The organism is Mesorhizobium sp. FG116 (assembly GCF_057809835.1).
The window spans coordinates 38,615-51,933 of record NZ_JBMDKS010000025.1; the positions used below are offsets into that span (position 1 = coordinate 38,615).

Sequence of the window (13,319 nt, forward strand, 5' to 3'; positions counted from 1 at the left end):
CCGGCGGCGAATTTGTGCGGATCGCTACTCCACGATCCTGTAAATGTTCCACAGGCTGGTGCCCGAGACGACATAGGGCTCCATTTCCTTGCCCCATTTGGCATGAGCGTCGATTTTGCCGATCTTGGCGAAGAACTCTTCCAGCTTTGCCAGGCTTTCCACCTCATGATGGGTCTCGATCGTCGCTTCGCGCGCACCGATCGAGCCGGTCATGATCCTGAAGTTCAAATCCTCGACGCCGACCTTCGAGCCGATATCGCGCTCCCATTTGCGCATCAGTTCGAGCACCGTCTGCTTGTGACCGAACTTGGCGTCGATCTGCCATCTCGCGCTGAACATGATTTGCCCCCTCTACTCGTCCCAGGCCTGCACGACGGTCTGACGCGCAATGCGACCGTTCTTCAGTTCGACCACGGTGGCGCAATAGACCTTGGTGCCATCGGGATAGGCGCAGTTCTCGGTGAAGGCGAGCCGATCGCCCTCGGTTACGGATGACTCGATCTTGTGGCTCATGGCACGACCGCAAATGTCGTCCCAGAACGTGGTGATGGAGGCCTTGCCGCGTATCTCGCGCGGCTTGCTCGGCGGATTGTTGCGGTCGATCACCCGCACCACGGCATCGTCGGCATAGAAGCCGGAGAGCATGGCTCCGTCGCGTCCTTCGATGGCCTTCTTGATGGATGTGCTGTTCACGGCGTCCTTGGTCTGAAGCATGATTTCCTCCTGTTGCCGCCCGTGTCGGGGGCCTTGCGGTTGAAAGCTTCGATAATTCGCCTTTAGGTTGAGTTGCAGCCGCAACCCACCCGCGCCGATCATAGCAGAAAGCCATGGCGAAGGCAGGCTTGTATTTTAGCGGAGGCAAATGTCTTTCCAGCGAGCCCGCGGCGTGGCGGCTGGGGAAAACGAGGCTGCGGAGACCGCAAGAATACGGTGCGCATCCACATATTTCAGCCGGCTATCTGTTTCCCCATGGTCAATGCGGCGCTATGGGAGAGCAGTTCGCAAGTGACGAAAGGTCGAACATGCTTGGCTGGTTCAGGAAGCTGCTTCCGCGCGAGGACAAGTTCTTCGACTTGTTCGAGCGCCATTCCCGAACCGTCGTCGGCGGAGCGGAAGCGCTGGAAAAACTGCTTGCCGGCCAGGATGTCGAGCGATGGGCGAGCGAAATCGTTCGCCTGGAAAACGAAGCGGATGCCATCACCGCCGAAGTGCTGCTTGCAGTTCGCCGCTCCTTCATCACGCCTTTCGACCGCAGCGACATCCAGGACCTGATCCAGTCGATGGATGACGCCATCGACATGATGCACAAGACGGTCAAGACCGTGCGCCTGTTCGAGAGGACCGAATTCGACCCGTTGATGCAGGAGATGGGCACGATGATCACCGCCGCCGCAAGGCTTGTCGCGGAGGCGATCCCGCTGCTTGGCAAGGTGGGGCAGAACGTGCCGCGCCTGACCGCCATCGCCCGTGAAATCAAGAAGCTGGAGGATCACTCCGACGACGTGCACGAGCAGGGGCTGAAGGATCTTTTCCATCGCCATTCCGGCGGCGACGCCATGGCGTTCATCGTCGGCAAGGAAATCTATAGCCAGCTTGAGAAGGTGGTCGACCGCTTCGAGGACGTCGCCAACGAAATAAGCGGCATCGTCGTGGAAAACGTCTAGGGTGCGCGTCTGTTCAGATCATGGTGGCCTGCAAACGGCGGCGTTCTGCGCTTCCGATGCTCATGTATCTGCACATACACTGCGCTTCGGTTCTCGAACGCCACCGTTTTCGGCTCACCCTGATCTGAACACCCACACACCCTTTTTAATCTGATGGATGCAACGCTCGCCTTTCCCCTGCTGTTCAGCCTCATTGCGGTCGCGCTGTTCTTCGACTTCCTGAACGGGCTGCATGACGCCGCCAATTCCATTGCCACCATCGTCTCGACGCGGGTACTGCGGCCGCAATATGCGGTGCTCTGGGCAGCCTTCTTCAATTTCATCGCCTTCCTGTTCTTCGGCCTGCATGTCGCGGAAACGCTCGGCAAAGGCATTATCGACGCCGATACAGTGACGCCTGCGGTGATTTTTGCCGCGCTTACAGGCGCAATCGTCTGGAACATCGTCACCTGGCTGGCGGGCATCCCGTCGAGCAGTTCGCATGCGCTGATCGGCGGGCTTGTCGGGGCAGGCGTTGCCAAGGCCGGCGGCGGCGCCATCGTGTGGTCCGGTCTGCTCAAGACCACCTTCGCCATCGTGCTTTCGCCGACCGTAGGCTTCCTCTTGGCGCTTTTTCTCGTTCTCGTCGTCTCCTGGCTGTTCGTGCGGCAGACGCCCTTTGCCGTCGACAACAGCTTCCGCTTCCTGCAGTTCATTTCCGCCTCGCTCTATTCGCTCGGCCATGGCGGCAACGACGCGCAAAAGACGATGGGTATCATCGCTGTGCTGCTCTATTCGCAAGGCATGCTGGGCGACACGTTCTACGTGCCGCTGTGGGTGGTCTTGACCTGCCAGTCGGCGCTGGCGCTGGGCACGCTGTTCGGCGGCTGGCGCATCGTGCACACGATGGGGTCCAAGATCACCAGGCTGAACCCGATGCAGGGTTTCTGCGCCGAAACCGGCGGGGCGATCACGCTCTTTGCCGCCACCTGGCTCGGCATTCCCGTCTCCACCACCCACACCATCACCGGTGCGATCATCGGCGTGGGAGCCGCGCGCCGCGTTTCCGCCGTGCGCTGGGGCGTGGCCAGCAGCATCGTTTGGGCATGGGTGATCACGCTTCCCGCCACGGCGGCCATCGCCGCTGCGACATTTTACTTGACGGAACTGGTCAGCTAACCTCCTGCAAAGCTTGGAACGGCGGCGGATTTGCACTATCTCAGCCGCAGCCAAGCCATTTGAGGAACGAGCCATGCCCGCCGGCGAAAACGTCACAAAAGAAACCGTCATCGAACGCCTGAAGACGGTCAGTGGACCAGATTTCTCCGGCAACATCGTCGATCTCGGCATGCTCTCCGACATATTCATCGCCGACGGCAAAGTGTTCTTCTCGATAACCGTGCCGGCAGCGCGGGCGCAGGAGATGGAACCGCTCAGGGCAGCGGCGGACCGCGTCGTCAAGGCAATCCCGGGCGTGACCGGAGCAGTGGTGACGCTGACCGCCGAGAAAAAGGGCGGCGGCATGGAGGCATCGGTGCCTCCGCGCCCGGCACCGCCTCGCCCCGTGCAGCAACCCGCCGCCGCAGCGCCGCATGCGCCGCACCCGGCACCCGCCTCGCGCGCATCCGGCAAGCGCGGCGTGCCCGGCATCGAGGCGATCATCGCCGTGGCCTCCGGCAAGGGCGGCGTCGGCAAGTCGACCACCGCCGCCAACATCGCCCTTGGCCTTGCCGCCAACGGCTTGAGGGTCGGCATCCTCGATGCCGATATCTACGGACCCTCCGTGCCGCGCCTTCTCGGCATCCACGGCAAGCCACAGAGCGCCGACGGCAAGATCTTGAAGCCGATGGAGAACTACAGCCTGAAGGCGATGTCGATGGGCTTCCTCGTCGATGAGGAAACGCCGATGATCTGGCGCGGGCCGATGGTGATCTCGGCGCTGACGCAGATGCTGCGCGAGGTCGAATGGGGGCCGCTCGACGTGCTGGTGGTCGACATGCCGCCCGGCACCGGCGACGCACAACTCACCATGGCCCAGCAGGTGCCGCTGGCAGGCGCGATCATCGTTTCGACGCCGCAAGACCTTGCGCTCATCGACGCCCGCAAGGGCCTCAACATGTTCAAGAAAGTCGACGTGCCGTTGCTCGGCATTGTCGAGAACATGAGCTATTTCATCGCGCCGGACACCGGCAAGCGCTACGACATCTTCGGCCATGGCGGCGCCAAGCGCGAAGCCGAGCGCCTCGGCGTGACCTTCCTCGGCGAAGTGCCGCTGGAAATGGGCATCCGCGAAAGCTCGGACAGCGGCCGTCCCGTCGTTGCCGTCAAGCCGGACGGGCCGGAAGCAAAAATCTACCGCGCCATCGCCGCCAAGGCCTGGGAGCGGCTGCAGGAAGAAAAGGGCGCGGCCGAAGCGGCGCCGGCAATCGTCTTCGAATGATCAGGCGCCGTTGCTCACCTTCTCATTGAAGGTCGAGAAGAATTCGCCGGCCAGTTTTTTCGAAGTCGAGGTGATGAGGCGGCTGCCCAACTGGGCGATCTTGCCGCCGACATCGGCCTTTGCTTCATAGTTGAGGATCGTGGTGTCCGGCCCGTCGGCGGTCAGCTTGACGTCCGCGCCACCCTTGGCGAAGCCGGCGATGCCGCCCTTGCCCTCGCCCTGGATGGTGTAGGAGTGCGGCGGGTTCAGGTTCTTCAAGGTCACTTCGCCGTTGAAGGTTGCCTTGATCGGCCCGATCTTCAAGACGACGGTGGCGGCAAGGTCGGTATCCGACTTCTTTTCAAGCGACTGACAGCCGGGAATGCTTTCCTTCAGCACCGCCGGATCGTTCAGCGCCGCCCAGACCTTTTCCAACGGAGCGGAAATACGTTCTTCGCCTTCGATCACCAGCGCCATGCGTGCCTCCCGATGCAACCAGACCGGAACGGTAACGCGCGATGATTGCGGTGTCTATTGCCGGAAAGAAAAGGTGACGCGCCGAGCTATACGGCCAGTTGAACCTGCACGGCGTCCTGAAGCCCGAGGATTTGCTCCCGGATCGCCGCATCCGGCAAGCCGCTCGACCTCAGATCGGCGACGATGCCGGCGATGCGTTCACGCCAGAACGAATTGGCTGCAGGTCCATGAACCGTACGCAGGCTGTCTGCGATGGACTGGACGAGATTGGAACGGGAATGCAGGGGAAAAAGAATCACATTGCTCATGAACGCACAGTCAGATGACCATGGTTGATGAAGGGTAAACCGCGCGGGCCCGGGGCTAATAGAAACTGACGGGGAAGTAGCGCAGGTAAAGCTCGGCGAAGATGCCCTTTTCGGAGATTTCCTGCAGCGCGTAGTCGAAAGCGGCTGCTAGCACCGGCTGGTCGGCTTTGGCGGCGATCGACAAGCCGGTGCCGAGATATTCCGGCGCGATGTAAGGGCCGCCGGCAAAGCGGCAGCAATTGGCGGCATCTTCGCCTGCCAGCCAGAACGACAGCCGCATGCCGTCGCCGAAGGCGGCATCGACCTTGCCGGCCTTGAGACCGGCATAGAGTTCCTCCGGCTTGGCGAAAGGCACGAGTTTCACCTTGCCGAAATAGGCCTGAAGCATGTGTTCGTGCGCGGAGTCTGCCAGAACGCCGACGGGCTTATCCTGGATCTTGTCATAGATCGGCTCGGTCAGGGGCTTCGCCTTCGGCACGATAAAGCGGGCGGGAAACTGGAGATAGGGGCGCGAGAACACGTATTTCGCCCGTGTCTCCTCGGTCGCGGCTATGCCTGCGATGATGGCTTCGCCCTCGCCTCTCGCAAGAGCGCCCTCAAGTTCGGCCCATGGCAGCGCCTCGATCTGGCATTTGTCGGCCATGCCGAGTTCGGCACAGACCGCGCGGGCCAGGTCGATGTGGAAGCCCGACAGGCGGCCACTGCCGTCGAGGAAATTGAAAGGCGGAAAGTCGGTGGTGGTAAGGAACCTGAGGCGCGGCAGGGCCGAGAGATCAGGCTTCGGCAAACGCTCCTTGGCATCCCAAAGCACGGGAACCTGGGGCGTTTGCGCCTGAGCGGCACGTGCCGGCAAGACAAGAACGGCCATGGTAAAGACGATGGCCAGAAGTCCCCGAAACATCACGAATCGCACTCCCGCTGCCGCAAACCGAGGTGGTTTTGATATGAAAAGGGCGCCGCGACAAGCATCCGCGCCGCAATAGACATAAGTCGCGTTGTCTCCCGATTAACGTAGTGATGCCACAATTTGCCTTACTATGCGCGGCTGCGGATAGCCCAAGGCGGTGAAATCTGCCACACTGTCCGACGGGAGTGCGAGACCGGCGCTGGAAGGATCGGGCGTTTAACTGATCCTCGAGTGAAAGAACGCCGGCTCTTTTGGAGATGTCTAGGTGAAGGGGCTATTGAGTTTCGGCAAGCCGGGACGGCATCGCTTTTCAATGCAGTATGGTTACAATGTGCGGCGTTCCTGGTGGCACGAAGTCAAGGCGCACGCGCATCTTGTGATCGCTGCGGTCGGGACTGTGGCCCTGCTGGCGGTGGCGGCGGTCGCGCTGTGGCTGGCCATGCCCGCTGGAGAGCGTCAGGCATTCGCTGAAGCGAAAGTCGATCCGCAGCCGGCAATCGCAGCGCCTGCAACCGAAGTTCCGGCCAGCGACGTCACCGCTCAAGCCAAGCCGCAGCCCGAACCGCCGGTGGAAACGGCCTCCGTTGCCGAACAGCCCGAAGCGCCGATGACGAAGACAGAGGTTCCGGAGCTCGACCCGCAAGCAGCCGCCGCAATCACAGCACCCGCAGTGGAAGGCGACCAGGATACCTCCCCGCCGATCGAAGCCGGAAAGGAACCTCCGCCGCAGGAAATGCCGCTGATGGCGGCCATTCCGACACCCAGGCCGGCATTCCTCAGCGAAGCGGCCAAGCCAGACAAGCCAAGTGAGGCAAGCGACAAGACGTCCGGCCATACGCTCAAGGCTGTTACCATGCGCTCGGGCCCGAAAAGCGGCTCGTCGGCGATCGACACCGTGCCCGCCAAGACCGCGATCGAAGTGATCTCGTGCGAAAAGTGGTGCGAGATCGTCTACGAAGGCAAGCGCGGCTTCGTCTACAAGAGCTTCGTCCAGCAGGACTGACCGCTAATCCCGCTTTCGGCCAGGCTCAGATGCAGCGGCCGCCATCCACTTCCAGCGCCACGCCCGTAATGAACGCCGCCTCGTCGGATGCCAGCCAAAGCGCTGCATTGGCGATGTCGAGCGGCGTGGACAGACGTCCGAGCGGAATGGAGGCGCGGAATTTCTCGCGGATTTCCGGCGTATCCGCACCCATGAATTTTTCCAGCATGCCGGTTTCGCCCGCGACCGGGCACAGGCAGTTGACCCGAATGTTGTGCGGCGCAAGCTCGACCGCCATCGATTTCGTCGCCGTGATCGCCCAACCCTTGGAGGCGTTATACCAGGTGAGGCCGGGACGCGGCCTCAGGCCAGCAGTGGACGCGGTAGTGAGGATGACACCGCCACCTTGCCTTTGCATCGTCGGCACGACCGCAACGGCGGCATGATAGATCGCCTTCATGTTGACGGCGGTGATGAGATCGAAAGTCGCTTCATCGACCGCAAGCATATCGCCATTCCGGTGCGTGTAGCCGGCATTGTTGATCATGATATCGACGCGGCCAAAGGCGCTCTTGGCGGCATAGACCAGTTCCTCGACCTCGGCGCGCTGCGAGACATCGGTGGTGACGGCGATTGCCGCCTCGCCGATCTCCGCCGCCACGCGCTCCGCGCCCTTGGCGTTGAGATCGGCAACCGCGACCTTCGCGCCTTCTTCGGCAAAGCGCCTGGCCATGCCTTCGCCGAAACCGGATGCCGCGCCGGTGATGATCGCAACCTTGTCTTTCAGTCTCATGTCGTCGTCTTTCCAATCTGCAATGCACTTGTCGGCGGGAGCGCGGGCCTAACCGTGATTGAACACGATGGTCTTGGTCGCCGACATATCGTAGAGCGCTTCAAAGCCCTTCTCGCGCCCATGGCCCGAACGCTTGAAGCCGCCGAAGGGCAGTTCGATGCCGCCGCCGGCACCATAGCCATTGACGAAAACCTGGCCCGAGCGGACCCGCTTGGCAACGCGATGCTGGCGCGCGCCATCCCTGGTCCAGACACCGGCGACGAGGCCAAAATCCGTGGAATTGGCGAGACGGACGGCCTCTTCCTCATCGTCAAATGGGAAAAGGGTCAGCACCGGCCCGAACACTTCTTCGCGCGCAATGACCGCATCGGGATCGACCGAACCGAACAGCACCGGCGCGAAATAGTAGCCGCCTTCCGGCGCATCCTTATCGACCGAACCGCGCGCCAGAACGGGGACGCCCGCTTTCTCCGCATCCGCGACCATGGCCGCGACGCGCTGGCGCTGCCTTGCATTGATCAGCGCACCGAGATCAAGGTCGGCATCATGCGGGCCGGCGACAAGCTTGGAGAAGCGCTCGGCAAGCCCTGCCGCGACTTCCTCGTAAACGGTGCGTTCGATCAGCGCGCGGCTACCGGCCGAACAGGTCTGGCCGCCATTCTGGATGATGGCGTTGACCAGCACCGGCAGCGCCTTGGCAAGGTCCGCATCGGCAAAGACGATCTGCGGCGACTTACCGCCAAGCTCCATGGTGACGCCGCGATTGTTGCCTGCCGCCGCCTGCTGGATGGCGGTGCCGGTGGCGGGAGAGCCGGTGAAGGTGACGTAGTCGACGCCCGGATGCGCCGAAAGGGCGGCACCCGCCTCGCGCCCATAGCCGGTGATGACGTTGAACACGCCGGCGGGAAAGCCGGCCTCCAGCGCAAGCTCTGCAATGCGGATTGCGGTGAGCGAAGCGTCTTCCGCCGGCTTGACCACCAGCGTGTTGCCCATGGCCAAGGCAGCGCCCGCAACGCGGGCCAGGATCTGCAACGGGTAGTTCCACGGAATGATGCCGGCCACGACGCCGTGCGGTTCGCGCAGCGTAAGCGCCGTATAGCCGTCGAGGAAGGGAATGGTGTCGCCGTGGATCTTGTCGCCGGCGCCGCCGTAGAACTCGTAATAGCGCATGGTAGAGGCGACATCGGCGCGGCCTTGCCGGAGCGGCTTGCCGGTGTCGCGCGCCTCCAGTGCCGAAAGCTCGCTGCCATTCTTGTCGATCAGGTGAAACAGGCGGGTCAACAGCCGGCCCCGTTCGAAGGCCGGCATCCTTGCCCATGGTCCGTCCTCGAACGCCCGGCGTGCAGCCTCTACGGCGCGGTCGACATCTGCGGCGGAAGAGGCCGGGATCGAGGCAAAGACCTTGTCGTCCGACGGGCACACCACATCTATGCGTTCACCCGAGGCGGAATCTACGGCCTTTCCGTCGATGATCTGAAGGAAGGCACGGCCTTGTGCGACGGTTGTCGAAAGATGCGCTCCCATCTTCGATTCTCCCTTGGCTCGCTTTTGCCGGGCAGCATATGATTGCGGCGCGGCACACAATTGAACTATCGCCTGCTACCACGCCACCCGCTTGGACCAGTAACGATGCCGCAGATGTGACACCATGGCACTGGTCAAATTAAATCGATTAGATTATATCCACGGCGGCACGATGAGCTGTGGCAACACGGACAAACCATGACAAGCCAGATCATACCTGTCGACCCATTCGACTTCATCATTTTCGGCGGCACCGGCGACTTGGCGGAGCGCAAGCTTCTGCCGTCGCTCTATTATCGCCAGCGCGACCACCAGTTTTCCGAACCGACCCGCATCATCGGCACGTCGCGCTCGAAGATGAGCGACGCCGAGTTCCGCGCCTTTGCCAAGAAGGCGATCCAGGAGCATGTCGCCAAGGACGATCTCGACACCAAGGAACTGGACAAGTTCCTCGGGCGGATTTCCTACGTTGCCGCCGATGCGCTGAGCGGCGAGGGATTCGACAATCTCAAGAAAGAGCTCGGCGACAGCGAGCGCATCCGCGCCTTCTATCTTGCGGTGGCGCCGGCGCTGTTCGGCGAAATCTCGCACAAGCTCAAAGAACACAAGATGATCACGCCCAAGTCGCGGATCGTCGTTGAAAAGCCGATCGGGCGCGACCTCGATTCGGCCCATGCCCTGAACGATCTCATCGGCAAGGATTTCCACGAAGGCCAGATCTTCCGCATCGACCACTATCTCGGCAAGGAGACGGTGCAGAACCTGATGGCACTGCGTTTTGCCAATGCGCTCTACGAGCCGCTGTGGAATTCCGCCCATATCGACCATGTCCAGATAACCGTTGCCGAGACGGTGGGTCTGGAAGACCGCGTCACCTATTACGACAAGGCGGGCGCGCTGCGCGACATGGTGCAGAATCATATCCTGCAGCTTCTGTGTCTCGTCGCGATGGAAGCGCCGGCATCGATGGATGCGGATGCGGTGCGGGATGAAAAGCTGAAGGTGCTGAGGGCGCTGAAGCGCATCAACGGCAACGATGCGCCGAAACAGACGGTACGCGGCCAGTATCGCGCCGGCGCATCGGCAGGCGGCCCGGTCAAGGGCTATGTCGAGGAACTGGGCAAGGAGAGCGACACCGAAACCTTCGTCGCCATCAAGGCCGAGATCGCCAACTGGCGCTGGGCCGGCGTGCCGTTCTACCTGCGCACCGGCAAGCGGCTGGCGTCGCGCGTTTCCGAGATCGTCATCGAGTTCAAGCCGATCCCGCATTCGATCTTCGGCGAAAATGCCGGGCCGATCTTCGCCAACCAGCTCGTCATCCGGCTGCAGCCCGACGAAGGCGTCAAGCAGTACATCATGATCAAGGACCCCGGTCCGGGCGGCATGCGGCTTCGGCAAATTTCGCTCGACATGAGCTTTGCCGCCTCCTTCGACGGGCGCGCGCCCGACGCCTACGAACGGCTGATCATGGACGTGATCCGCGGTAACCAGACCCTGTTCATGCGCCGTGACGAAGTCGAGGCTGCATGGGCCTGGATCGATCCGATCCAGCACGCCTGGGAAAGCGCGCGCCACGAGGCACAAGGCTATACCGCTGGCACCTGGGGGCCATCGGCATCTATCGCACTCATCGAGCGTGACGGACGAACCTGGCACGAGAGTGCCTGATGCAGAAAACGGCCGCCTATGCGTGGAATGATTTCGCAGAGCGCGCCGACCTGGCTGACGCGCTGGCGAACGAGGTTTCCTCGCATCTGGCCAACGCAATTGCGCGGCGGGGAGCGGGTTTCCTCGCCGTATCCGGCGGAACCACGCCAGCGCTGTTCTTCGGCGCTTTGTCGAAGCGGAAGATCGCTTGGGACAAGGTCCTCGTCACGCTGATCGACGAACGCTTCGTGCCGGCCAACTCGCCGCGCTCCAACGCCGGGCTGGTGATGGCCAATCTTTTGCAGAACGAGGCGGCGTTTGCCCGCTTCGTGCCACTCTACCGGGATGATGCCGACATCGATCATGCGGCGCGTTCAGAAGACGCGGAGCTTCGCTCGCTGCCCTGGCCGCTCGACGTCGCTATCCTCGGCATGGGCACGGACGGCCACACGGCTTCCTTCTTTCCCGATGCCGACAACCTCCAGACCTTGCTCGACCCGCAATCCAACCGGATCCTGTTGCCGGTGCATGCGCCGAGCGCCGGAGAGCTCCGCTTGACGCTGACCGCCGCGCGCATCGTCGAGGCCAGCTTCATAGCCCTTCATATCGAGGGAGAAGGCAAGCGCACGGCGTTCGAGGCTGCGATCGAGCAAAACGGGAAAAAGCCCATCGGCGCGGTGATCGACATGGCGGCAACGCCGGTCGAGGTGTTCTGGGCGCCGTAATAGCGGAAGGTTCGGCCGACGGTCGAAAGGACAAACGAGATGACAGCCAGATCAGATATCGAAGCCATCACCGACCGCATTCGCGAACGCTCGCGCGCCAGCCGCGAAACCTATCTCGGGCGCATCTCGGACGCAGCCGGTCGCATCGCCAATCGCGCCGTGCTCGGCTGCGGCAACCTCGCGCACGGCTTTGCCGTGTGCAGCCCTTCGGAGAAGATCGCGCTCAGCGGCGACAAGGTGCCGAACCTCGGCATCATCACCGCCTATAACGACATGCTGTCCGCTCACCAGCCATTTGAGACCTACCCGCAACTGATCAAGGCGGCCGCGGCCGAGGCGGGCGGCATTGCCCAGGTGGCCGGCGGCGTGCCGGCGATGTGCGACGGCGTGACCCAAGGCCAGCCGGGAATGGAACTGTCGCTGTTTTCGCGCGACGTCATCGCCATGGCGGCGGCGGTCGGCCTGTCGCACAACATGTTCGACGCTGCCGTCTTTCTCGGCGTCTGCGACAAGATCGTGCCGGGCCTGGTGATCGCGGCGCTGACCTTCGGCCACTTGCCGGCGGTGTTCGTGCCGGCGGGACCGATGACCACCGGCCTGCCCAATGACGAGAAGGCCAAGGTTCGCCAGCTCTATGCCGAAGGCAAATGCGGGCGCGACGAACTTCTGGCGGCGGAATCGAAGTCCTATCACGGACCGGGCACCTGCACCTTCTATGGCACAGCCAATTCCAACCAGATGCTGATGGAGATCATGGGCCTGCACACGCCGGGGGCCTCCTTCGTTAATCCGGGCACACCGCTGCGCGAGGCGCTGACCAAGGAAGCGGCGCGACGGGCGCTTGCCATCACGCAACTCGGCAACGCGTATACGCCGGTCGGCCGCATGATCGACGAGCGCGCAATCGTCAACGGCGTGGTTGGCCTGCACGCCACGGGCGGCTCCACCAACCACACCATCCATCTGGTCGCGATGGCGGCGGCGGCCGGCATCAAGCTGACCTGGCAGGACATTTCCGACCTGTCGGAAGCGGTGCCGCTGTTGGCGCGGGTCTATCCGAACGGCCTTGCAGACGTGAACCATTTCCAGGCGGCCGGCGGCATGGGCTTCCTGATCCGCGAACTGCTCGACGCGGGGCTTCTGCATGACGATGTGCAGACGGTGTGGGGCGAAGGGCTCGGCGCCTATTCGGTCGAGGTCAAGCTCGGGCCGGACGGTTCCGTGCTGCGCGAGGCCGCACCCGCCCAAAGCGGCGACGAGAAGATTCTCGCGCCGGTCGCCAAGGCATTCCAGCCAAGCGGCGGTCTCAAGGTGCTCTCCGGCAATCTTGGCCATGCCATCATCAAGACCTCCGCAGTGAAAGCCGACCGCCGCATCATCGAAGCGCCGGCGCGCGTGTTCGACAGCCAGCAAGGATTGAACGACGCTTTCAAAGCCGGGAGCCTGACGGGCGATTTCATCGCCGTCATCCGCTTCCAGGGGCCAAGGGCCAACGGCATGCCGGAACTCCACAAGCTGACAACCGTTCTCGGCGTACTGCAGGATCGCGGCCAGCGCGTTGCCATCGTCACCGACGGGCGCATGTCGGGCGCATCGGGCAAGGTGCCGGCGGCGATCCACGTGACGCCGGAAGCGCTGGAAGGCGGCGTGATCGGCAAGATCAACGAAGGCGACATCGTGCGCCTCGATGCCGAGGCAGGCACACTCGACGTTCTGGTGCCGGCGGCGGAACTGGTGCTGCGGCCATCGGCCGAAGCTGATCTCAGCGGCAATGAATTCGGCTTCGGCCGCGAATTGTTTGCCGGCTTCCGGCATCTCGTCAGTCACCCCGACCAGGGTGCGACTGCCTTTAGCGCAGCGGCATAGGCGGTTTTCACCCAACAAAAAGGGGCGC

At 62.7% G+C, this 13,319-nt stretch carries 14 protein-coding genes; 7 read left to right on the forward strand and 7 right to left on the reverse strand.

The genetic code is table 11. The features are described 5' to 3' along the window. Window positions 1–24: 24 nt before the first annotated feature. Both ACODTY_RS18230 and ACODTY_RS18235 read right to left on the reverse strand, forming a co-directional pair. Window positions 25–339 carry a hypothetical protein gene (locus ACODTY_RS18230; RefSeq protein ID WP_488995624.1) on the reverse strand — a complete coding sequence of 105 codons (315 nt, stop codon included), beginning with the start codon at window positions 337–339 and terminating at the stop codon, window positions 25–27. 12 nt (window positions 340–351) lie between these two features. Then, on the reverse strand, window positions 352–714 hold the full coding sequence (locus ACODTY_RS18235) for a nuclear transport factor 2 family protein (RefSeq protein ID WP_488995625.1): 363 nt from the start codon (window positions 712–714) through the stop codon (window positions 352–354). Between the two features lie 308 nt (window positions 715–1,022). On the opposite strand from ACODTY_RS18235, the gene ACODTY_RS18240 reads away from it, so the two are divergent. The 3 genes from ACODTY_RS18240 to ACODTY_RS18250 all read left to right on the forward strand — a co-directional run bounded on the left by ACODTY_RS18240 (window position 1,023) and on the right by ACODTY_RS18250 (window position 4,083). Continuing rightward, a complete protein-coding gene (locus ACODTY_RS18240) occupies window positions 1,023–1,664 on the forward strand; it encodes a DUF47 domain-containing protein (protein ID WP_488995626.1) in 642 nt (213 codons plus the stop codon). 153 nt (window positions 1,665–1,817) lie between these two features. Next, window positions 1,818–2,822, forward strand: a complete 1,005-nt coding sequence (locus ACODTY_RS18245; protein WP_488995627.1) for an inorganic phosphate transporter — start codon at window positions 1,818–1,820, stop codon at window positions 2,820–2,822. A gap of 73 nt (window positions 2,823–2,895) precedes the next feature. Then, on the forward strand, window positions 2,896–4,083 hold the full coding sequence (locus tag ACODTY_RS18250) for an Mrp/NBP35 family ATP-binding protein (RefSeq protein ID WP_488995628.1): 1,188 nt from the start codon (window positions 2,896–2,898) through the stop codon (window positions 4,081–4,083). Here the strand turns inward: ACODTY_RS18250 and ACODTY_RS18255 are convergent, their stop codons facing one another. From ACODTY_RS18255 to ACODTY_RS18265, 3 genes are all read right to left on the reverse strand, one after another. Beyond that, the gene (locus tag ACODTY_RS18255; protein ID WP_488995629.1) at window positions 4,084–4,539 is read right to left on the reverse strand and encodes an SRPBCC family protein; all 456 of its coding nucleotides are present in this window, start codon (window positions 4,537–4,539) and stop codon (window positions 4,084–4,086) included. It abuts the gene before it with no gap. An 86-nt stretch (window positions 4,540–4,625) separates the two neighbouring features. After that, window positions 4,626–4,847, reverse strand: coding sequence for a DUF6074 family protein (locus tag ACODTY_RS18260; protein ID WP_488995630.1), 222 nt, complete (start codon window positions 4,845–4,847; stop codon window positions 4,626–4,628). Window positions 4,848–4,902: 55 nt separating this feature from the next. After that, window positions 4,903–5,715, reverse strand: coding sequence for an ABC transporter substrate-binding protein (locus tag ACODTY_RS18265; protein ID WP_488995661.1), 813 nt, complete (start codon window positions 5,713–5,715; stop codon window positions 4,903–4,905). Window positions 5,716–6,019: 304 nt separating this feature from the next. Here ACODTY_RS18265 and ACODTY_RS18270 point away from each other — a divergent pair, with 304 nt between their 5' ends. Next, a complete protein-coding gene (locus ACODTY_RS18270; protein WP_488995631.1) occupies window positions 6,020–6,757 on the forward strand; it encodes an SH3 domain-containing protein in 738 nt (245 codons plus the stop codon). Window positions 6,758–6,782: 25 nt separating this feature from the next. On the opposite strand, the gene ACODTY_RS18275 is transcribed toward ACODTY_RS18270, so the two are convergent. Continuing rightward, the gene (locus ACODTY_RS18275) at window positions 6,783–7,529 is read right to left on the reverse strand and encodes an SDR family oxidoreductase (RefSeq protein ID WP_488995632.1); all 747 of its coding nucleotides are present in this window, start codon (window positions 7,527–7,529) and stop codon (window positions 6,783–6,785) included. A 48-nt stretch (window positions 7,530–7,577) separates the two neighbouring features. Next, the gene (locus tag ACODTY_RS18280) at window positions 7,578–9,053 is read right to left on the reverse strand and encodes an aldehyde dehydrogenase family protein (RefSeq protein WP_488995633.1); all 1,476 of its coding nucleotides are present in this window, start codon (window positions 9,051–9,053) and stop codon (window positions 7,578–7,580) included. Between the two features lie 198 nt (window positions 9,054–9,251). Here ACODTY_RS18280 and zwf point away from each other — a divergent pair, with 198 nt between their 5' ends. From zwf to edd, 3 genes are read left to right on the forward strand one after another with little or no spacing between them, the layout of a single operon-like run. Then, entirely contained in the window at window positions 9,252–10,721 is a 1,470-nt protein-coding gene (zwf, locus tag ACODTY_RS18285; protein WP_488995634.1) for a glucose-6-phosphate dehydrogenase, read from the forward strand. Continuing rightward, complete coding sequence (gene pgl / locus ACODTY_RS18290; protein WP_488995635.1) at window positions 10,721–11,425, forward strand: 6-phosphogluconolactonase; 705 nt, start codon at window positions 10,721–10,723, stop codon at window positions 11,423–11,425. The genes zwf and pgl overlap by 1 nt, the downstream gene beginning before the upstream one ends. 39 nt (window positions 11,426–11,464) lie before the next feature. Beyond that, on the forward strand, window positions 11,465–13,291 hold the full coding sequence (gene edd, locus ACODTY_RS18295) for a phosphogluconate dehydratase (RefSeq protein WP_488995636.1): 1,827 nt from the start codon (window positions 11,465–11,467) through the stop codon (window positions 13,289–13,291). The last annotated feature ends 28 nt before the right edge of the window (window positions 13,292–13,319 follow it).

What these genes read in the sequence shown, in the direction of transcription:
- ACODTY_RS18240 (WP_488995626.1), top strand. Translation starts at nt 1,023, where the DNA reads ATGCTTGGCTGGTTCAGGAAGCTGCTTCCGCGCGAGGACAAGTTCTTC.
- ACODTY_RS18245 (WP_488995627.1), top strand. Translation starts at nt 1,818, where the DNA reads ATGGATGCAACGCTCGCCTTTCCCCTGCTGTTCAGCCTCATTGCGGTC.
- ACODTY_RS18265 (WP_488995661.1), bottom strand. Translation starts at nt 5,715, where the DNA reads ATGGCCGTTCTTGTCTTGCCGGCACGTGCCGCTCAGGCGCAAACGCCC.
- ACODTY_RS18280 (WP_488995633.1), bottom strand. Translation starts at nt 9,053, where the DNA reads ATGGGAGCGCATCTTTCGACAACCGTCGCACAAGGCCGTGCCTTCCTT.
- ACODTY_RS18235 (WP_488995625.1), bottom strand. Translation starts at nt 714, where the DNA reads ATGCTTCAGACCAAGGACGCCGTGAACAGCACATCCATCAAGAAGGCC.
- ACODTY_RS18250 (WP_488995628.1), top strand. Translation starts at nt 2,896, where the DNA reads ATGCCCGCCGGCGAAAACGTCACAAAAGAAACCGTCATCGAACGCCTG.
- ACODTY_RS18230 (WP_488995624.1), bottom strand. Translation starts at nt 339, where the DNA reads ATGTTCAGCGCGAGATGGCAGATCGACGCCAAGTTCGGTCACAAGCAG.
- edd (WP_488995636.1), top strand. Translation starts at nt 11,465, where the DNA reads ATGACAGCCAGATCAGATATCGAAGCCATCACCGACCGCATTCGCGAA.
- zwf (WP_488995634.1), top strand. Translation starts at nt 9,252, where the DNA reads ATGACAAGCCAGATCATACCTGTCGACCCATTCGACTTCATCATTTTC.
- pgl (WP_488995635.1), top strand. Translation starts at nt 10,721, where the DNA reads ATGCAGAAAACGGCCGCCTATGCGTGGAATGATTTCGCAGAGCGCGCC.
- ACODTY_RS18255 (WP_488995629.1), bottom strand. Translation starts at nt 4,539, where the DNA reads ATGGCGCTGGTGATCGAAGGCGAAGAACGTATTTCCGCTCCGTTGGAA.
- ACODTY_RS18275 (WP_488995632.1), bottom strand. Translation starts at nt 7,529, where the DNA reads ATGAGACTGAAAGACAAGGTTGCGATCATCACCGGCGCGGCATCCGGT.
- ACODTY_RS18260 (WP_488995630.1), bottom strand. Translation starts at nt 4,847, where the DNA reads ATGAGCAATGTGATTCTTTTTCCCCTGCATTCCCGTTCCAATCTCGTC.